The following is a 20,611-nucleotide window of genomic DNA, read 5'->3' as shown; positions in this document are numbered from 1 at the left end:
GACGAAATTCACGATAAAGAGTGAATTTCGTCTTTTTTAATTCCTAAAGTATTGTTTATTTTGCATCTTTTAAATCGTCTCGAATTGTACGTTCAGTAGGTTTAACCCCCATATAATACGCACTTCTTGAAACTAAGTGTCCTGCTAAAGGACCTGTAATAAATATAAAAATAATACCTAGTAATAATTGAACATTGAAATGACCTTCTTTACCTATGAAGTAGATCATTACACCTAATAAAATTAACATAACTCCAAGAGTTGAAGCTTTACCAGAAGCATGTGCTCGTGAGAACACATCTGGTAATCTTAGAATACCTAACGCTGCGAAAAAGCTAAAGCATGCACCAATGACCATCATAATTATTGAGATACTAATAAGAATCGTTTCTATCATTTTCAATGATCTCTCCTTTATCCATGAATTTCGCAAATGCTGCAGTACCTAAGAATGCTAAAATACCTATTAATAAAAGTATAACGAATAAATATCTTGTGTTAGTTAATACAGAGAACAATGCAATCATTGCCATTAAAGTTATGCCTAATGCGTCAAGAGCGATTACTCTATCAGCTAAAGTTGGTCCGATTATGACACGAACAAGAATACCTATCATAGAGAGTGCAACGATGATAATAGCGATTATTACGAATATATTTGTCATCGTATGCTCACCTCCTTGATTGCTTTTTCAAATGAATCTTTAATAGAACTTATTTCCGAATCTATATCAGAAAAATCTATAGAGTGAATATAAAGTGTTTTTTTATCATCTGAAATGGCTACGACGATTGTTCCAGGCGTTAATGTAATCAATTGTGATAGTAATGTAATTTCCCAATCATGCTCTAGTTCTGTTGGGTATGCAAAGAACGCTGGTTTATTATGAATTTCTTTTTGGATAACAATTTTAATTACATCTATATTAGCAAGTATCAATTCTTTCATAAATAATATAGCTAATAAGATGCTTTTCCATACTGGACGTAAGTACAAATGTTTGCCAGGTAGTAGGGGTAATGCAACTAATACAAACAATATACCGAATAAATATCCAAATATGAATGCACCAAAAGTATATGTCTCAGAAAGCATCATCCATAGAGTTGCTAATAGAACATTAATTAGTACTTGTATAGCCATTAATAATCGCCTCCTAACGCATTTACATATGTCTCAGGGTTATAGAAAGGCAAGGCTGCTTTTTCTATAAGAGGATATAAAAAGTCTGCGCCAAGTCCAAATAATATTGCCACTACTGTAATTGTGATTGATGCGATCATTAACTTATTAATTGGTAATTTAGGATTGTAAACATATCCTTTTTCTTCTCCCCAAAATGCCATTAAGAAGATTCGCATTACTGAGTAAAGGACACATAAACTAGATAATAATACGACAATACCACTTATATAATGACCATTTTCAAATGTAGACATTACGATAAAATACTTACCGTAGAAACCACTTAATGGAGGTATCCCGGCTAATGATAGTGCGGCAATAAAGTATATCCATCCTAGAACTGGATAATGGTTGATTAGACCACTATATTTTCTTAAATCTGGTGAACCAGTTATTTTAATGATGACACCAATTAATAAGAATAAAGAAGCTTTAATAATCATGTCATGTAGTAAGTAATAAATGCTACCCATCATACCATTTTTGTCCATCATTGCAGCACCGATAAGAATGACACCAATCGCAATCATAATATTATAAATAATAATCTTTTTAACATCATAGTATGCTATCGCACCTATACAACCCATAATAATGGTTAGTATAGCAAGTACAATCAATGTTTGAGTTATAAACTCACTATTCGTTGAATAGAATAAACTGAAAGTACGCATGATTGCATATGCGCCTACTTTAGTTAGTAATGCACCGAATAAAGCAATAATCGGGATAGGTGGTGCGTAATAAGCTCCAGGTAACCAGAAATACAATGGGAACATACCTGCTTTAGTAGCAAAAACAAATAAAAACATAATAAAAGTAATTACGACTATATTTAAATTTGCTTCTGAAAGATCAGCAAGTTTAACGTGTAAGTCACCCATATTTAATGTTCCTGTTATGGAGTAGAGCATACCAACACCAAGTACAAAGAAAGCTGAAGTTAAAACGTTAACTAATATATATTTAATACTTTCTTGTAATTGAATTTTTGTTCCACCAATCACAAGTAATAAATATGATGACATTAAGAATACTTCGAAAAATACGAATAAGTTAAATAAATCGCCTGTCATAAAGGCACCGTTAACACCAGTAACCATCATTGATACACCAAAGTAATAAAAATATCTTTCCCGGTGTATACCAATCGATTGGTGTGAGTATATGAGTACTACGAGTGTAATAAACAAACTCGTACTAACTAACAAAGCACTCAACATATCAACGTATATGACAATACTATACGGAACTGGCCAACTACCTAAGTTCAGTGTTTGTGTACCATCCATATTAATCATATAGATATTATATAAACTTACTAAAAAGGCTAAAGTAAAACCAGTTAGTACGACTTTACGCTTTAAATAAGGTCTTGGACCTACAAAAATTAAAGTAACAGCCGTTAAAAATGTAATGATAAGAGGTACAATAATCAAATTATTCATCTTTCGGTACCTCCTTCATCTCTTCTAAATTATCAGTTCCAAGCTCTTTATAACTTCTAAAAGCTAGTACTAAGAAAAATGCTGTAACAGCAAATGCAATAACAATTGCTGTTAAAATCAATGCTTGTGGTAATGGATCAACATAATTTTTGATGCCTTCTTCTTCAATTGGTAAAGCACCTTTCTTTAATCCACCCATAGTAAGAAGCATTAAATGAACACCGTGTGAAAGTAACGTTGTACCAATAATAATCCTAATTAAACTTTTAGAGAGAACTAGGTATACTGATACAGATATAATAATACCCGAAACGAAAATCATTAATATTTCCATTATTCATTCTCTCCAATCGCTAATATAATCGTTATCGCAGTACCTACAACAGCTAGCAGTACGCCTAAATCAAATAGCATTGCTGTATGCCAATGTACTTCACCAAATATAGGAAGGTGAAATTCCCCAAATGCGTGTGTAAAAAATGTTTTATTGTAAGTCCAACTTAAAATAGGTGTAAGAACACAAAAGAATAAACCAGTGCCTGTCACCAATTTAAAGTCAAAAGGAAACATTTTCTTTAATGTTTTAGTGTCAAATGCTATCCCGATGATGATAACTGCAGATGATAGTAATAAACCACCAACGAATCCGCCACCAGGTGTATAGTGTCCACCAAAGAATATAGAAACAGCATACATCATAATAATTAAGAAAATGATTATGGAATTAAACTGAAAGAACACATCATTCGATTGTTTCTTCATGTTCTTCACCTCCATTTTTATCATTATTACGTAGTTTAATTAAAGTATAAATTCCTAAACCAGCAATACCTAATACTGCAGATTCAAACAATGTATCAAAACCACGGAAGTCTACAAGTATTACATTGACCATATTTTTACCTGCTGCTAAGTCATAAACATTATCAATATAATATTTAGAAATTGAATCATAATGTCTATTACCATATGCAATTAGCCCAATTGTAATTACAGCAATACCTATGCAAATAGAAATTATGAAATTACCGATTTTAAATTTACGGTTTTCATCGTGTCTATTCATTTTAGGTAAATGATAGAAACATAATAAGAATAGGGCAGTTGAAATTGTTTCAATAGATAATTGAGTTAGTGCCAAATCAGGTGCACCAAAGAATACAAAGAATAACGCAACTGAGTATCCAACTGCAGCAAGCATAATGATACTGAACAATCTTGATTTTGCTAATACGATACAAAATGTACTTACTAAAATTAATCCCATTAAAATCACTTCATATGGTCTAATTTCGCTTATATTATCAAATGCGATACTAACAGGATGCGTGAATAAAGTTAGTGCAGTCATAATAATAAAGAAAGCAAATATATACATTAAGTATGTTCTAATAAATCCAGTCATATAACTTTGAGTAATTTTATTAGATAAATAAGAGCTTAATTGAATACCTCTATCGTAATAATAATTAAACGTTAAATATTCTGGCTGAATATTGTAAACACCAATCCATTTTTCAACGGATTTAAATAATATGAAACCTACTATAAATACAATTAATGTACCTATTAAAGCAGGTGTGATACCGTGCCAGTGTGATATATGTACTTCAGGTGCATCAGCAAATGGTGCTATAGCTCTTACAGCTGGAGCAATAATACTTTCACTTAATATATTTGGGAATAACCCGAAAAGCACTACTAAAAATGTTAGAATACCTGTTGGCAACAACATAAGCATTGGTGCTTCGTGTGGCTTTTTAGGTAATGCATCTGGTTTATATTCACCAAAGAATACTTCATGTACATATTTAAATGAATACACAAACGTGAAGATGCTACCTACAATAGCGACGATTGGTAGTAAGTAACCAATTGTTGATAAGCTGAAAACATCTGCTTTATGAGCATCAAACATCGCTGTTAAAAATAACTCTTTAGATAAGAATCCGTTAAACGGTGGCACACCAGCCATACTTAAAGCTGTAATAATCGTGAATGTACAAGAAATCGGCATGATGGTCATTAGTCCACCTAACTTTTTAATATCTCTTGTACCAACTTCATGATCAATTGTACCTGTAATCATAAATAACGCGCCTTTAAATGTAGCATGATTAATTAAATGGAAAACTGCTGCGATTATACTCGCTAAGAATAATTGACTTTCTTCTCCAGAGTAGTGATAACTTACAGCACCAATTCCTAACATCGACATAATCATACCGAGCTGAGAAACAGTTGAAAATGCTAAAATACCTTTTAAATCTTGCTGTTTTACGGCATTAAATGATGCCCAGAATAGTGTTATTAAACCTATTGCAGTCACCGCCCACACAAATCCTGCGCTTGCTGCGAAAATCGGTGTAGTTCTAGCAACTAAATAAATACCTGCTTTAACCATTGTTGCTGAATGTAAATAAGCACTTACTGGAGTAGGTGCTTCCATTGCATCAGGTAACCATATGTGAAATGGAAATTGTGCAGATTTAGTCATTGCACCAATTAAAACTAAAATCATCGCAAATATAAAGTAAGGTGATGATTGTATTGTTTCTGCATTCTGTATAAGTGAAGTAATACTCCATGAATTACCAGCTAATGCTAAACAAATGAATCCACCCAGTAACATTAAACCACCAAATACTGTGATTAAAAGTGACTTTTGAGCACCATATATTGATGACTGTTTATGACGCCAATAAGCGATTAGTAAGAAACTTGAAATAGATGTTAATTCCCAGAATAGATAAAGCATAAGTAGATTATCTGATAAAACAACACCTAACATTGCACCCATAAACATTAATAAATAACAATAAAAATTCCCTAATGATTCATTCTTACTTAAATATGTAATGGAATAAAGAACGACTAATGCTCCAATACCTGTAATTAATGATGCAAATAATAAACTCAAACCATCTAGATGAACTGAAAAATTCATTCCTATTCTTGGCATGAATTCCCAAATGACAATAAATGGTTTGTCCGAGTCAGGAACCTTTATGTATGACATAAAATAACTAAATATAATAATAGGAATCGGTAATACAAACCATCCTAGATGAGTTCCTTTATAAAACTTATATAAAATTGGTATTATGATTGCAAAAATTAAAGGTAATAAAATCATAATATGCATTAAACTCATTTAATAACCTCCCTCCAAAAATTCACCTAATTAATATTATACACAATAATCTCAATGCTTGAAAATACTAGCATTACTATATTTCAGAATTTTTAGGCGATTTTTAAATATGAAGAAACTCGTAATAAATTTCTTGAATTTTTTTGTAAAATTTATATATTAACCTTATATTGTCTCGAATAATCTTTTTTCAATTGTTCTATACACTTTAATGCTTGATCACTATAAGCGTTATTTTTTTTCTTCATCTTCTCTTCTAATTCATAAATAGAAGATTTTAGTGATTCAATATAATTCGGTACCTCTTCATTATACGCTTTCAAAAATTGAGCTGTTGTATATCTTTTTTCAAACTGACTCAATGCTTTTCTTTCATGGAAAAACACATTTTCTACTTCATTAGGGCTATGTAAATCACCTTGTCTAGGATGTTTCAATACTGCTAAAATTTTAACAAGAAGTTGATCTCCTATTTCTTCAATTACTTCTACAACATACTGACCAGTTTTATGTGGAAATTGATATAACATGTTGATATCCCCTTTCTATTAAATTATGTTATGATATCACTATTGTAATTATTTTAACATGAATGGAGAATTTTAAATGACAAACTATCCACAATTAACAAATGAAATACTAGAAGGTGAAAGAGTTGTAGAAATTAAAACAACTAAAGGTAATATGACTTTCAAATTATTCCCTGAGCTAGCACCTAAAACAGTAGAAAACTTTATCGGCTTAGCTGAGAAAAAATATTACGACGGAATTATTTTCCATAGAGTAATTAATGGCTTTATGGTTCAAGGTGGAGACCCAACAGGAACTGGTATGGGTGGAGAAAGTATTTATGGAAGTGCTTTTGAAGATGAATTCTCATTACAAGCATTTAACTTGTATGGTGCATTATCAATGGCAAACGCTGGTCCAAATACAAATGGTTCTCAATTTTTCATTGTCCAAATGAAAGAAGTACCAGCCAATATGTTATCTCAACTTAAAGATGGCGGTTGGCCAGAAGAAATCGTTGATCGTTATGCTGAAAAAGGTGGAACACCTTGGTTAGACCAAAAACATTCAGTATTTGGTCATATCGTTAAAGGTGAAGACATTTTAGAAGAAATCGCTAATGTTAAAGTTGGCGCTAATGACAAGCCAGCTGAAGACATAGTAATCGAGACAATTGATATTATAAAATAAATCGACATTCAATTGTCATAAAAAATCAATTCATTCGACTTAATCTTTGTTATAATCTAGATGCTAAGGGAGTGGTCGGATTATGATGGAATTTCTTTATTTTCCAGATAATAAATTAGAATATATTCCTGCTGTTGCTACGTTATTATTATTTATGGTTTTGGCGTACATTGTTTTTATGATGTTTCGTAAAAAATCAAAAAAAGACGAAGAGAAAATGAAATCATTTGAAAAACAAGTGATGGATCATTTAGAGCAAGAGGAGAATAAAAGTAAAAAATAACTAAGTGAATATTGCTTTGCACCAACTACTATCTGATTGAAATCCTATGAAGTTTGAGGATTAAACAATTGTAAGATCATGGTAATAAAAGTAGTATCATTACAAGCTAGTTGAGAAATGTAATATAAGAGAATACTTTGGGATATAAATATCCTAGAATTTATTAAGAACAGAAATTCATTTTAATAATGAATTTCTGTTCTTATTTTTTATGAAAATTATTGTTCAGCTCATAGACTTTGTTGGTATTTTTTATGCGCATGCTTTCCGCGGGCATGTTCTCAGCCTGTAGTCTTCGAATCATGCTTTTCCCGCAGGAGTCAGCGCTAAAAAATAACAAATATTAATTAAATATTTATTAAATAGTTGGAATTCATTCAAGAACTGATTCTATGTTTAATAAATCTACTTATTAAAACAAAAAACAAACTGAACTTATAAATTTAAGTTCAATTTGTTCCAAGTTCATTCTTTAAGTTATATTTATGCATTGTATTTTCAGAATTATATATCAAATTAATGGTTAATTAAAAATAACTATGCTATGATGTAAGAGTTAATAACTATAAGTACAAGGGGTTTTCTAAAAGTGGGAAAACAATATAAAGTTGGTCAGTTTGTGAAGGTAAAAGTGACTGGCATTCAGCCATATGGCGCCTTTGTTGAAACCCCTGAACATGTGGAAGGTCTCATTCATATATCAGAAGTGATGAATGATTACGTGCATAATCTCAATCAATTTTTAAGTGTTGGTCAAATTGTTAAAGCAAAAGTGATCAAAGTTGAAGTAGATGGTAAACTAAATTTATCACTAAAAGAGAATGAGTATTTCAAGAGACAAGAGCGTAAGAAAGAAAAGCGTTCAGTTCTAGATGAAATACGTGAGACAGAAAAATATGGGTTTCAACCTTTAGAAGAAAGGTTGCCTAAATGGATTAATCAATCTAATAAGCATCTTGAAGACGATTAAATAATTATTTAATCGTCTTTTTGTATACTCATTTTTTGTTTAAAAGGACTATAAAGAATAAAACACTGCTATTTGTAAGTGAAAATTATGAAAAAATATTAAATTTTTATAGTGTTTAAGTGAACTTTTAATCGTCTTTTTGTATATTTATTTGAAGTAATTTTACAACTTATTTTAATCCTTAATTTTTGAAAAAAATAGCTTGAAGTAATCTATAAAAGTGTGTCATTATAGGAATGTAAGGGGTTTCTTTTTTTGCCCCATATAAACATAGGGAGGTTTACTTTAATGATTCCATACAAACACGAACCATTTACTGATTTTACGAAAGAGGAGAATAAGGCTGCTTATTTAGAAGGTCTTAAAACTGTTGAAGGATATTTAGGAAAAGAATATCCGATTATTGTTGGAGGGGAAAGAATTTTTACTGATGATAAAACACGTTCTTATAATCCTTCTAATATAGAAGAAACAGTTGGACTAGTTTCTAAAGCAAACAAAGAGCATGCTGAAAAAGCAATGGAAGCGGCTAAAGAAGCTTTTAAAACTTGGAGAGAAACTGATCCAATTGTTCGTGCAGATGTGTTATTTAGAGCAGCTGCAATTACTAGACGCCGCAAACATGAATTCTCAGCGTTACTTTCTAAAGAAGGTGGTAAACCATGGAAAGAAGCTGATGCTGATACAGCTGAAGCGATTGACTTTATGGAATACTATGCGCGCCAAATGTTAGAACTAAAAGACGGTAAAAAAGTAGAAAGCCGTCCTGGAGAATATAATAAATATAATTATTTACCAATTGGTGTTAGTGTCGTTATTTCACCTTGGAACTTTGCATTTGCTATTATGGCAGGAACTACTGTAGCACCAATCGTTACAGGTAATACGGTATTGTTAAAGCCATCTTCAAAAACACCTGTTATTGCTTATAAATTTATGGAAGTTCTTGAAGAAGCTGGTTTACCAAAAGGGGTAGTAAACTATATACCTGGTTCATCAAGTGAAATCGGTGATTACTTAATTGATCATAAAGATACAAGTTTAATTTCATTCACAGGTTCTCGCGATGTTGGTGTATCTATTTATGAAAGAGCAGCAAAAGTACAAAAAGGTCAAACACATCTTAAGCGTGTAATTGCTGAGATGGGTGGTAAAGATACTATCATTGTTGATTCTGAAGGTGATTTAGATTTAGCTGCAGATTCTATAGTACAATCAGCATTCGGTTTTTCAGGACAAAAATGTTCTGCATGTTCTCGTGTAATTGCTGTTGAAGATATTTATGATGATTTATTAGATAAAGTGGTTGAGCGTACTGAAAAATTAACAGTCGGCGATTCTACAAATCATGAAAATTATATGGGACCTGTAATCGATGAAAATTCATTAAATAAAATTAAAAAATATATTGAAATCGGTAAAAAAGAAGGGCGTATTGTAGCTGGTGGAACAACTGATGAAGAAAAAGGTCATTTTGTTAACCCGACTGTTATTGCTGATTTGAAACATGATGACAGAGTGATGCAAGAAGAAATCTTTGGACCAGTTGTTGGTTTCAGTAAAGCAAAAGATTTTGATCAAGCAATCGAATTTGCAAACAACACTGAATATGGCTTAACAGGCGGCGTTATTTCTAATAATAGATTTAAATTAGAACAAGCACGCAAAAACTTCTTAGTAGGTAACTTATACTTTAATAGAGGTTGTACAGGTGCGATTGTAGGATATCAACCATTTGGTGGGTTCAAAATGTCTGGTACAGACTCAAAAGCTGGAGGACCAGATTACTTAGTACTTCATTTACAAGGACGAACTACGTCAGAAATGTTATAATGATGTTGGAATATTCAAAATACAGTAGGGCGTATACATGCTCTACTGTTTTAATGGGAGGAGATTTAATATGACAAAATCACAAGAAATAATTGAACAAACAAATACATTTGGTGCTCCAAACTATTTGCCATTACCAATTGTAATTTCAGAAGCAGAAGGCATTTGGGTGAAAGATCCAGAGGGTAATCGTTATTTAGATATGTTATCAGCATATTCAGCTGTTAACCAAGGTCATCGTCATCCGAAAATCATCCAAGCATTAAAAGATCAAGCGGATCGAGTAACACTAACTTCACGTGCATTCCATAGTGATCAATTAGGTCCATGGTATGAAAAAATATGTAAACTTGCCAACAAAGAAATGGTACTACCTATGAATACTGGTGCAGAAGCTGTTGAAACAGCAATTAAAGCTGCAAGACGTTGGGCATATCAAGTGAAAGGTGTAGAAGATAATAAAGCAGAAATTATTGCGATGAATGGAAACTTTCATGGTCGTACTATGGCTGCAGTTTCACTTTCTTCAGAAAAAGAATATCAAAGAGGTTATGGTCCATTATTAGGAGGATTTAAACTCGTTGATTTTGGTGATATTGAGCAAATTAAATCAGCTATTACACCTAACACAGCAGCTGTGTTAATTGAGCCTATTCAAGGTGAAGCGGGTATTAATGTACCTGAAGATGGCTATTTAAAACAAATTAGAGAAGTCTGTGATGAAAATAATGTGTTGTTTATAGCAGATGAAATTCAAGCAGGTTTAGGAAGAACTGGAAAATTATTTGCTACTGATTGGGATAACGTACAACCAGATATGTATATTCTTGGTAAAGCATTAGGCGGAGGCGTATTCCCAATTTCATGTATTGTAGGTAATAAAGAAATATTAGAAGTATTTAATCCAGGTTCTCATGGTTCTACTTTTGGTGGTAATCCACTTGCTGCTGCTGTTTCAAATGCAGCATTAGATGTAATAATTGATGAAAAATTATCAGAGCGTTCATTAGAGCTTGGTACTTATTTCAAAGATGAATTGAAAACAATCGAACATCCATCTATTAAAGAAGTAAGAGGTAAAGGATTATTCATCGGAATCGAGTTAACTGAAGATGCTAGACCATATTGTGAGAAATTAAAAGAATTAGGACTATTATGTAAAGAAACTCATGATACAGTAATCCGTTTTGCACCGCCATTAATCATTGAAAAAGAAGATTTAGATTGGGCACTTGATCAAGTTAAGTCTGTTTTTAAATAAAAAAGCTGATAACGTTTACAAAAAAGTGTTAAAGACCTTTTAAAAATAATCAATTATGTTACAATTATTTAGAGATTAAAAGTATTTAAAAAAGAGGCGAAGAGGATCATGAGCGAAAATTTAAATTTAGTTTCATCGACACAAGAAATTATTGGTGTAGCCCTTAATAAATTAGGTTTTGATGAGGGGATGTACGATTTAATTAAGGAACCAATGAGATTATTAACAGTGCGTATACCAGTTAGAATGGATGACGGTTCTGTTAAGACGTTTACTGGGTATCGTGCCCAACATAATGATGCAGTTGGTCCAACAAAAGGTGGCGTACGTTTCCATCCTGATGTTGACGTTGAAGAAGTAACAGCTTTATCTATGTGGATGACATTAAAATGTGGAATTGTAGATTTACCATATGGTGGCGGTAAAGGTGGTATCGTTTGTGACCCAAGACAAATGAGTATTCATGAAGTTGAAAGATTATCTCGTGGATATGTTCGTGCTATTTCTCAAATAGTAGGGCCAACAAAAGATATACCAGCACCAGATGTATTTACAAATTCACAAATTATGGCTTGGATGATGGATGAATACAGTCAAATGGATGAATTTAATTCACCTGGATTCATTACTGGTAAGCCAATTGTGTTAGGTGGTTCTCAAGGTAGAGACCGTTCTACTGCATTAGGTGTAGTTATTGCAATTGAACAAGCTGCCAAAAGACGCGGTAAAACAATCGAAGGTTCTAGAGTCGTTATACAAGGCTTCGGTAATGCCGGTAGTTTCTTAGCGAAATTCTTATATGACCAAGGGGCAAAAATTGTAGGTATCTCTGATGCTTATGGTGCACTTCATGATCCTGAAGGTTTAGATATCGATTATTTATTGGATCGTCGTGATAGCTTTGGAACTGTTACTAATTTATTTGATGATACTATTTCAAATAAAGAATTATTTGAAATTGACTGTGACATTCTTGTTCCAGCAGCAATCTCAAATCAAATTACTGAAGAAAATGCAAATGACATAAAAGCTAATATTATTGTTGAAGCAGCAAATGGTCCAACTACAATGGGAGCTACTAAAATTTTAAGTGAACGTGGTATTTTATTAGTACCAGATGTATTAGCAAGTGCGGGTGGCGTAACGGTTTCATACTTTGAGTGGGTACAAAATAATCAAGGTTATTATTGGACTGAAGAAGAAGTTAATGAAAAATTACGTGAAAAACTAGTTAAAGCATTTGATACAGTTTATAACTTATCAGAAAACAGAAAAATAGATATGCGTTTAGCAGCTTATATTGTAGGTATTAAACGTACAGCAGAAGCAGCTAGATACAGAGGTTGGGCATAAGCTTCAATCCAGTAATCTACTGTGAATAGAATGATTTGAGGGTGAGACAATTAATTTGTCTCACCCTCAAAATGATTTTGGGACATAAATTCTAACTCAAAATAAATAAGCATATCACTTAACTGATTTTTTAAAAGTTTATAGTGATATGCTTATTTTTTATAATACTTTACGATTTTGTACGTGCATGCTTGCCTAGGGGTATGGATCGAGCCTGTAGTCTCTCACGCATACTATTCCCTCAGGCGTCCGCACTACAAAATCGTTACTAATGATCTATTTTTATATACAGGCTTACGATTTTGTATGTGCATGCTTGCCTAGGGGTATGGATTGAGCCTGTAGTCTCTCACGCATACTATTCCCTCAGGCGTCCGCACTTACAAAATCGTTACTAATAATCTATTTTTATATGCATTTTTTCTACGATTATACTTATAAGTGATGCGTTAAAAGCAGATTTAGGTAAAATTGCTGATAAGAGATACAGTAAAAGCGGATTTGACTACAAAATGGAGGCTGAGACAATTTAATTGTCCCAGCCTCTGGAATAATAATTTTATTTTAAATAAGTTCTTTAGCTACATTAATCTGATGTTGTACGGACTCTTGTCCTGTTGAACCATAACTTTTTCTACGGCTTAAGCAATTTTCAGGTTTTAAATAATCATATACATTTGATTCGATTTTATTGTTATATGATTGATATTGTTCTAAAGGTACATCTAATAAATATTTTCCATTTTGTATACACCATAATACGATTTTACCTACAATTTCGTGTGCTTCTCTAAATGGTATATTTTGTTCTACTAAGTAATCTGCCAATTCTGTCGCATTTGAAAAGTCTTTATGAACTGTTTCATTTAAACGATCTTTATTGACTTGCATTGATGTAATCATACCTTCAAATATACGTAAAGATCCTTTAATAGTATGAATAGCATCAAACAATCCTTCTTTATCTTCTTGCATATCCTTGTTATAGGCTAAAGGTAGTCCTTTTAAAGTAACTAACATACTCATTAAGTAACCAGTTGTTCTTCCTACTTTACCTCTAATCAATTCTGCCATATCTGGATTTTTCTTTTGTGGCATAATAGAAGATCCTGTTGAAAAGCTATCTGATAAAGTAACGAACTTAGCTTCATCTGTAGACCAAAATATGATTTCTTCAGCAAATCTTGATAAATGGACCATCGTTAATGAAATGTTATGCAATGTTTCAACAATGTAATCACGGTCACTTACAGCATCAAGACTATTTTCATACAAACTACTGAAACCTAGAAGTTCTTGTGTACGATGTCTATCTATTGGATGTGTAGTGCCACTTAATGCTGCTGCACCAAGTGGATTAATATCAATCCTTTTAATGCTGTCATTAAATCTTGATTTATCACGTTCTAACATCCAAAAATACGTCATTATATGGTGAGCAAACGATATTGGTTGTGCTCTTTGAAGGTGTGTATAACCCGGCATAATTGTATGAATATGATCATCTGCAATGCTGATAATAGATTTTTGTAAAGATTCAACAAGTTTAATAATTTCTTGGACATTTTCCTTTGTATAAAGATGCATGTCAGTTGCAACTTGATCATTTCTACTTCTACCTGTATGTAGCTTTCCACCGACTTGACCAATTTTTTGAATTAATGCGTGTTCAACGTTTAAATGAATGTCTTCTAATGATTCTGATAGTTCTAAATTATTGTTGTAATAATCTTGTTTTATTTCTTTTAAACCTTGAATAATTAATTCAGCTTCATCATTTTGAATAATATTTTGTTCAGCAAGCATTGTTGCGTGCGCAATACTGCCTTGTATATCTTGATCAATCAAATTTTTATCAAAATGGATAGATGCATTGAATGCATCTACCCATGATTCAGGGTTAGACTCGAATCTTCCACCCCATGCTTTTTTTGTCATTTTAAAACACCCTCTGTTTCTAATAATGCTTTAACTTTTGTAGGTAAGCCAAAGATTTCGATAAATCCTACTGCAGCTTCTTGATTAAATGCATCTTCTTTAGTATATGTTGCAAGTTCTTCATTATATAAACTAAATGGAGATTTACGTCCATTTACAATAACATTTCCTTTGAATAGTTTAACACGTACTGTACCAGTTACTTGAGTTTGAGTAGAATCAATAAATTGTTTTAAGCTCTCAGTTAAAGGTGAGAACCATAAGCCATTATAAATTTGTTCTGATAATTGTTTTTCGATAACTGGTTTGAAATGTGCAACATCTTTAGTTAAAGTAATCGTTTCTAAAGCTTTATGTGCTTCCATAATTACTTTTGCACCAGGTGTTTCGTACACTTCACGAGATTTAATTCCAACTAGACGATTTTCTACATGGTCAATTCTTCCGATACCATGTAAACCAGCAATTTCATTTAAATTTAAAATGAGTTGATCTAATGGATACGACTTATTATTTATTGAAGTAGGTAATCCATTTTCAAAAACAATTTCAAGTTCTTCTGGTGTATCCGGAGTTTCTTCTATTGGATTAGTTAAATCATATGCATCTTCTGGTGGTGTTGCGAATGGATCTTCTAAAATACCACATTCATTACTACGACCCCATAAATTTTGGTCAATTGAATAAGGAGAGTCTAAATTGATAGGAATAGGAATATTATGTTTTTTTGCATAATCAATTTCTTCCTCACGACTCCAAGACCATTCACGAACTGGTGCTAATACTTTAATATGTGGTGCTAATGATTTAATAGCAACTTCAAAACGTACTTGGTCATTACCTTTACCAGTACAACCATGTGCGATAGCAATAGCGTCTTCAGCTTGAGCTATTTCTACTAATTTTTTGGAAATAAGAGGTCTACTTAATGCAGATACTAAAGGATATGTTCCTTCATACATTGTATTACCTTTAATTGCATAACCAACAAAATCTTCGCTAAATTCTTTAGTAGCGTCAATGACATATGATTGTTCTGCGCCCATATCGAATGCTTTTTGTTGTACAAGGTCTAAGTCTTTACCTTCACCAACATCTAAACAACATGCAACTATTGAATAACCTTTTTCTATTAACCATTTTACTGCAACACTTGTATCTAAACCACCTGAGTAAGCTAAAACTACTTTATTAGACATAACTTAAATCGCTCCCTTTTGTATTAATATTTAATATCTTGTATATTTAATCGATAAACATACAATACCATATTGATTTTGTATTTTCAATAGTTTTATTAAATATTTATGCATTACAAAGTATATCGTTACATTTCAATTGAAAGCCTATGAAAACTAGAGTAAAATAAAGACGTTGTTTAAATTAACTATGAATTCAATAGGAGGATACTATGTCACATATTCAATTTGATTATAAAAAAGCATTAACGTTTTTTGGTGAACATGAACTAGACCAATCAAGAGATTTAGTAAAGAATATACATCATGTTATACATGAAAAAACAGGAGCAGGTAGTGACTTTTTAGGATGGGTTGATTTACCTGTTGATTACGATAAAGAAGAATTTGATCGAATCTTATCAGCTTCTAAACGTATTAAAGAACAATCAGAAGTATTACTTGTTATCGGTATTGGTGGTTCTTATTTAGGTGCACGTGCTGCAGTAGAGATGTTGAATTCAACATTTGCTAACTACGAAAAAGGTGAGAATCCTCAGATTATATTTGTTGGACATCATTTATCATCATCATATGTACATGATTTAATTGAATATATAGATGGTAAAGATTTCTCTATTAATGTTATTTCTAAATCAGGTACAACGACTGAACCAGCTGTAGCATTTAGAATTTTCAAGAAAATTTTAGAAGAAAAATATGGTAAAGATGAAGCTAAAAATCGTATCTTTGCTACTACAGATAAAGAAAAAGGTGCTTTAAAAGATTTAGCTACTGGAGAAGGTTACGAAACATTTGTAGTGCCAGATGACGTAGGTGGTAGATATTCAGTATTAACAGCTGTAGGATTACTACCAATTGCAGCAAGTGGTGTAGATATTCAAGAAATGATGAATGGTGCTGCTGCAGCACGTGAAGATTTATCATCATCTGAACTTGAAGAAAATATTGCATATCAATATGCAGCAATCCGTAATATTCTTTATGCAAAAGGTTATTCAACTGAAATGTTAATTAACTATGAGCCTGCATTACAATACTTTAGTGAATGGTGGAAACAACTATTCGGTGAATCAGAAGGTAAAGACTATAAAGGTATTTATCCTTCAAGTGCAAACTTTACATCTGACCTTCACTCATTAGGACAATATGTACAAGAAGGACGTCGTTTCTTATTTGAAACAGTTGTTAAAGTTGAGAGCCCTAAACATGATATTACAATAGAAGAGGATAAAGACGATTTAGATGGTTTGAACTTCTTAGCAGGTGAAACTGTTGATTTTGTTAACACTAAAGCATTCCAAGGTACACTATTAGCTCATACAGATGGTGGCGTACCAAACTTAGTTGTTAAAGTACCTCAATTAGATGCATATACATTCGGTTATGTTGTATACTTCTTCGAGTTGGCTTGTGCTATGAGTGGATACTTACTAGGCGTTAATCCATTCAACCAACCAGGAGTTGAAGCATATAAACAAAATATGTTTGCTCTACTTGGTAAACCAGGATTTGAAGATTTGAAAAAAGAATTAGAAGATAGACTATAATATGAGAATGATTTTAAAAAAGTCCCCGAATTTTTATTCGGAGGGCTTTTTTTGATTTGTAAGTGAAATTTTGAAAATATGAGGTGAAAAATTTTTGAAGTTGATTAACAATTTATTCATTGATTATGTTGAAGCGGTTAAAGAAAGGGTGGAAGATTTTCCAAAAGAATTAGATGAACAATACCAAGTCATTAAACAAGGTTTCGAAGGAGAAAAGCAATTTGCTAGCCTTCTAAATGAAATAGAAGGTCTATGGTGGATATATGATTTACAAATTAAAAATTACAACCAAATTCAATTTGATTTCTTAGTGGTAACTGATGATGAAATCATTCAATTTGAAATTAAAAATTTCACAGGAGACTATTATTATGACAACCAAAAGCTATATAGAAGTTCTGGTTATGTAGCAAAAGATCTGATTAATCAATTTGAAGTAGCACATGATGGATTAAAAAGAGTTATTCAGAAATATAATATAAATAGAAGGGTGAAAAGTTATATTGTATTTATACATCCAACATTTACATTACATGGTGATTTAAGATCTAAAGTGGATATTTTAGTGAATAGCGAGTTGTACAAATTAAAAGAAATGGTATCAAATAACTTCAAATATGATCACAATAAATTGATTTATGACAAGTTGAAATCACTACACCAGCCATTTTTAACCAACAATAAACATTTTCAAAAAATACAGTTTGATGAGATAAATGGAGGGGTAAGATGTACAAAATGTCGGAAGATGTTGCAAACAGAGTTGATTTATAATAAACGAAAATATTTAAACTGCAACCATTGTGGTACCGTATTGATGAGAAGTGATATTATTATAAAATCATTAAAAGAATTATATTTATTGAAAGATGCACCTTTTTCAGTCAAAGAAGCAGAAGAATGGACAGGTGTTTCAAATAGCGCCATTAAACGAATACTTTATTGTAATTTTGAAAGAGTAGGTCAAGGGAAAGCTACTAAATATGTTACTAGATAATTGAAATACAGGCCGATAAAAAAATTTATCGACCCGGAAAGACGAAATACAGGCCGGTAAAAAAATTTATCGACCCGGAAAGACGAAATACAGGCCGATAAAAAAATTTATCGACCCGAAAACGCGAAATACAGGCCGATAAAAAAATTTATCGACCCGAAAACACGAAATACAGGCCGATAAAAAAATTTATCGACCCGAAAACGCAAAATACAGGCCGATAAAAAAATTTATCGACCTGGAATAATCCTAATTATCATCATAGCGGCATACGACAACTCTATAAACTTCAAATATTAATTTATCCAATAAATCCACTAAAACTTTCATTACAACTTATCTACGACTTTTATACGATGTCAATTTACTTTTCTATTTACACTTTTATAGATATAATTAATATAAATTTAAGAAGGAAGTTGCATGACATGTTATTTCAAGACATTATAAATTGGTTCACTTATGAAAATATTACTGAATTAATTGAAACGTTTAGATCTTTCGGGATATTTATTGCGTTTTTATTACCATTTATTGAAGCATTTATTCCATTTTTACCTATTATTTTGTTCGTTATAGCTAATGTAAATGCATATGGTTTATTTTTAGGATTTATAATTTCGTGGGCTGGAACTGTTGCGGGAAGTTACCTTGTCTTTTTATTTTTAAGATTAATTTCTAAAAAGCCATTTATGAAAAAAATTGTTGAACAACCAAGAGTTGTAAAGTTTATTCACTGGATTGATGATCACGGGTTTGGTCCATTGTTTATTTTACTATGTTTCCCATTCACACCTGGTGCATTAGTAAATATGGTGAGTGCTTTTTCAAATATTAGTAAGCAAGTGTATTTAATAGCATTGATTTTATCAAAAGCGATTATGATATTTACTTTGAGTTTCATCGGGGCAGACATAAATTCCTTTTTTGAAAGTCCTAAAAAGAGTATAATAGTATTCGTGATTATATTTATGCTATGGTTAGTAGGTAAAGGATTTGAAAAATATTTTGACAAACGATTGAAAAACAGGAGTTAGCGATGAAAAAATTATTCGAATGGGCAATTGCAATTATTATCGCGTTAGTATTATTATTTATAGTGAGAACTTTTTTATTTATAGGTTATATTGTTGATGGTGATTCAATGGAGCCAACTTTCCATAATGAAGACAGATTAATTGTTAACAAACTTGTTAAAAATATTGGACAGATAGATAATGGAGATGTTATTGTTTTTCATGCTAATAAAGAGTCTGACTTTATAAAAAGAGTAATTGGTTTACCAGGTGACACTGTTGAAATGAAAAACAACAAATTGTATATTAATGGTACACAAGTTAACGAGCGTTATTTAAATGATAATATAAAAACGGATGATTTCAGTACTAGAACAATTCAAGGTTCTAAAAGTGACGTTATTCCTAACAATGAATACTTAGTATTAGGAGATAATCGCGGTAATAGTAGGGACTCAAGAGAAATTGGGTTTGTTCACGAGAAAGATATTGTTGGAGAAGTTAATTTAAGATATTATCCATTTGATAAAATAGATGTAAATTTCGATAAATAATAATAATGAGGTGGCATTTTTGAAAAAAGAGATATTTGAATGGGTCGTAGCAATTGCAGTCGCAGTTGTATGTGTATTATTAATACAGAAATTCTTATTTGTAACTTATACAGTTTCTGGTGATTCGATGCATCCAACTTTAAAAAATGGTGAAAAAGTAATTGTAAATAAAATTGGATACAAAGTTGGAAATATTGATAACGGAGATGTCATTGTATTTCATGCAAATGAAAATGATGATTACGTAAAGCGTGTTATCGGTAAACCAGGTGATACAGTAAAGTATGATAATGATCAATTATATGTAAATGATAAAAAAGTACCAGAAGAATACTTAAAAGCAAATAAAGCAAATAAATCTCGTGATTTACTAACTGAGAATTTTGAAGTTAAAGACCTCGTTAATTCAAACGGCGTTAATAAAATTCCAAAAGGTGAGTATCTAGTACTTGGAGATAATCGTGAAGTAAGTAAAGATGGCCGTTCATTTGGACTAATTAATGAAGATGTCATTGTCGGTGAAGTAGCACTTAGATTCTGGCCAATCAATCAATTCCATTATGATTTTGACCCATCTACAAATTAGTAATATAAATAGGTTGAACACCTCACTTAAAATTAAGTGAGGTGTTCTTTTTATGTTAAAATATATACATGAGAAATTGCCAA

At 31.7% G+C, this 20,611-nt stretch carries 21 protein-coding genes; 11 read left to right on the top strand and 10 right to left on the bottom strand.

The window, feature by feature from the left end; all coding sequences use genetic code 11:
- Positions 1 to 55: 55 nt before the first annotated feature.
- From mnhG to kapB, 8 genes are all read right to left on the bottom strand, one after another.
- Positions 56 to 397 carry a monovalent cation/H(+) antiporter subunit G gene (mnhG, locus tag LQ609_RS02635; RefSeq protein WP_078357670.1) on the bottom strand — a complete coding sequence of 114 codons (342 nt, stop codon included), beginning with the start codon at positions 395 to 397 and terminating at the stop codon, positions 56 to 58.
- Positions 375 to 665 (bottom strand): Na(+)/H(+) antiporter subunit F1, encoded by a 291-nt coding sequence (locus LQ609_RS02630; protein ID WP_078357669.1) that lies wholly within the window; start codon positions 663 to 665, stop codon positions 375 to 377. The genes mnhG and LQ609_RS02630 overlap by 23 nt, the downstream gene beginning before the upstream one ends.
- A complete protein-coding gene (locus LQ609_RS02625) occupies positions 662 to 1,144 on the bottom strand; it encodes a Na+/H+ antiporter subunit E (protein ID WP_078357668.1) in 483 nt (160 codons plus the stop codon). Before LQ609_RS02625 ends, LQ609_RS02630 begins: the two co-directional genes overlap by 4 nt.
- On the bottom strand, positions 1,144 to 2,634 hold the full coding sequence (locus tag LQ609_RS02620) for a Na+/H+ antiporter subunit D (RefSeq protein WP_078357667.1): 1,491 nt from the start codon (positions 2,632 to 2,634) through the stop codon (positions 1,144 to 1,146). Before LQ609_RS02620 ends, LQ609_RS02625 begins: the two co-directional genes overlap by 1 nt.
- A complete protein-coding gene (locus LQ609_RS02615) occupies positions 2,627 to 2,968 on the bottom strand; it encodes a Na(+)/H(+) antiporter subunit C (protein WP_078357666.1) in 342 nt (113 codons plus the stop codon). The genes LQ609_RS02620 and LQ609_RS02615 overlap by 8 nt, the downstream gene beginning before the upstream one ends.
- On the bottom strand, positions 2,968 to 3,396 hold the full coding sequence (locus LQ609_RS02610) for a Na(+)/H(+) antiporter subunit B (protein ID WP_078357665.1): 429 nt from the start codon (positions 3,394 to 3,396) through the stop codon (positions 2,968 to 2,970). Before LQ609_RS02610 ends, LQ609_RS02615 begins: the two co-directional genes overlap by 1 nt.
- The gene (locus tag LQ609_RS02605; protein WP_078357664.1) at positions 3,377 to 5,788 is read right to left on the bottom strand and encodes a Na+/H+ antiporter subunit A; all 2,412 of its coding nucleotides are present in this window, start codon (positions 5,786 to 5,788) and stop codon (positions 3,377 to 3,379) included. The genes LQ609_RS02610 and LQ609_RS02605 overlap by 20 nt, the downstream gene beginning before the upstream one ends.
- A gap of 152 nt (positions 5,789 to 5,940) precedes the next feature.
- Complete coding sequence (gene kapB, locus LQ609_RS02600) at positions 5,941 to 6,318, bottom strand: sporulation phosphorelay system protein KapB (protein ID WP_078357663.1); 378 nt, start codon at positions 6,316 to 6,318, stop codon at positions 5,941 to 5,943.
- 76 nt (positions 6,319 to 6,394) lie between these two features.
- Between kapB and LQ609_RS02595 the strand changes: the two genes are divergently transcribed.
- The 6 genes from LQ609_RS02595 (at position 6,395) to LQ609_RS02570 (ending at position 12,688) form a co-directional block, all read left to right on the top strand.
- Complete coding sequence (locus LQ609_RS02595; RefSeq protein WP_239734281.1) at positions 6,395 to 6,988, top strand: peptidylprolyl isomerase; 594 nt, start codon at positions 6,395 to 6,397, stop codon at positions 6,986 to 6,988.
- A gap of 82 nt (positions 6,989 to 7,070) precedes the next feature.
- Complete coding sequence (locus LQ609_RS02590) at positions 7,071 to 7,271, top strand: hypothetical protein (protein WP_078357661.1); 201 nt, start codon at positions 7,071 to 7,073, stop codon at positions 7,269 to 7,271.
- Positions 7,272 to 7,860: 589 nt separating this feature from the next.
- Positions 7,861 to 8,241, top strand: a complete 381-nt coding sequence (gene ygs, locus LQ609_RS02585) for a S1 domain-containing post-transcriptional regulator Ygs (RefSeq protein ID WP_078357660.1) — start codon at positions 7,861 to 7,863, stop codon at positions 8,239 to 8,241.
- 288 nt (positions 8,242 to 8,529) lie between these two features.
- A complete protein-coding gene (gene pruA, locus LQ609_RS02580) occupies positions 8,530 to 10,074 on the top strand; it encodes an L-glutamate gamma-semialdehyde dehydrogenase (RefSeq protein WP_208144039.1) in 1,545 nt (514 codons plus the stop codon).
- A gap of 70 nt (positions 10,075 to 10,144) precedes the next feature.
- A complete protein-coding gene (locus LQ609_RS02575) occupies positions 10,145 to 11,335 on the top strand; it encodes an ornithine--oxo-acid transaminase (RefSeq protein WP_239734280.1) in 1,191 nt (396 codons plus the stop codon).
- Positions 11,336 to 11,443: 108 nt separating this feature from the next.
- A complete protein-coding gene (locus tag LQ609_RS02570) occupies positions 11,444 to 12,688 on the top strand; it encodes a Glu/Leu/Phe/Val family dehydrogenase (protein WP_078357657.1) in 1,245 nt (414 codons plus the stop codon).
- 564 nt (positions 12,689 to 13,252) lie between these two features.
- On the opposite strand, the gene argH is transcribed toward LQ609_RS02570, so the two are convergent.
- The gene (gene argH / locus LQ609_RS02565; protein WP_208144038.1) at positions 13,253 to 14,626 is read right to left on the bottom strand and encodes an argininosuccinate lyase; all 1,374 of its coding nucleotides are present in this window, start codon (positions 14,624 to 14,626) and stop codon (positions 13,253 to 13,255) included.
- Positions 14,623 to 15,825, bottom strand: a complete 1,203-nt coding sequence (locus tag LQ609_RS02560; RefSeq protein WP_078357655.1) for an argininosuccinate synthase — start codon at positions 15,823 to 15,825, stop codon at positions 14,623 to 14,625. Before LQ609_RS02560 ends, argH begins: the two co-directional genes overlap by 4 nt.
- 212 nt (positions 15,826 to 16,037) lie before the next feature.
- On the opposite strand from LQ609_RS02560, the gene LQ609_RS02555 reads away from it, so the two are divergent.
- The 5 genes from LQ609_RS02555 to lepB (LQ609_RS02535) all read left to right on the top strand — a co-directional run bounded on the left by LQ609_RS02555 (position 16,038) and on the right by lepB (LQ609_RS02535) (position 20,528).
- A complete protein-coding gene (locus tag LQ609_RS02555; protein ID WP_107510101.1) occupies positions 16,038 to 17,375 on the top strand; it encodes a glucose-6-phosphate isomerase in 1,338 nt (445 codons plus the stop codon).
- A 94-nt stretch (positions 17,376 to 17,469) separates the two neighbouring features.
- Positions 17,470 to 18,372 (top strand): nuclease-related domain-containing protein, encoded by a 903-nt coding sequence (locus tag LQ609_RS02550; RefSeq protein ID WP_239734279.1) that lies wholly within the window; start codon positions 17,470 to 17,472, stop codon positions 18,370 to 18,372.
- 428 nt (positions 18,373 to 18,800) lie between these two features.
- Complete coding sequence (locus tag LQ609_RS02545; RefSeq protein WP_078356662.1) at positions 18,801 to 19,409, top strand: TVP38/TMEM64 family protein; 609 nt, start codon at positions 18,801 to 18,803, stop codon at positions 19,407 to 19,409.
- 2 nt (positions 19,410 to 19,411) lie between these two features.
- Complete coding sequence (gene lepB / locus LQ609_RS02540) at positions 19,412 to 19,942, top strand: signal peptidase I (RefSeq protein ID WP_239734278.1); 531 nt, start codon at positions 19,412 to 19,414, stop codon at positions 19,940 to 19,942.
- 19 nt (positions 19,943 to 19,961) lie between these two features.
- Positions 19,962 to 20,528, top strand: coding sequence for a signal peptidase I (gene lepB / locus LQ609_RS02535; RefSeq protein ID WP_078356664.1), 567 nt, complete (start codon positions 19,962 to 19,964; stop codon positions 20,526 to 20,528).
- The last annotated feature ends 83 nt before the right edge of the window (positions 20,529 to 20,611 follow it).

Source organism: Mammaliicoccus sp. G-M28, assembly GCF_022386595.1.
Taxonomy (GTDB): domain Bacteria; phylum Bacillota; class Bacilli; order Staphylococcales; family Staphylococcaceae; genus Mammaliicoccus; species Mammaliicoccus fleurettii.
Note: the sequence above shows the minus strand (reverse complement) of the source record. Positions and strands in the feature narration are given on the sequence as shown.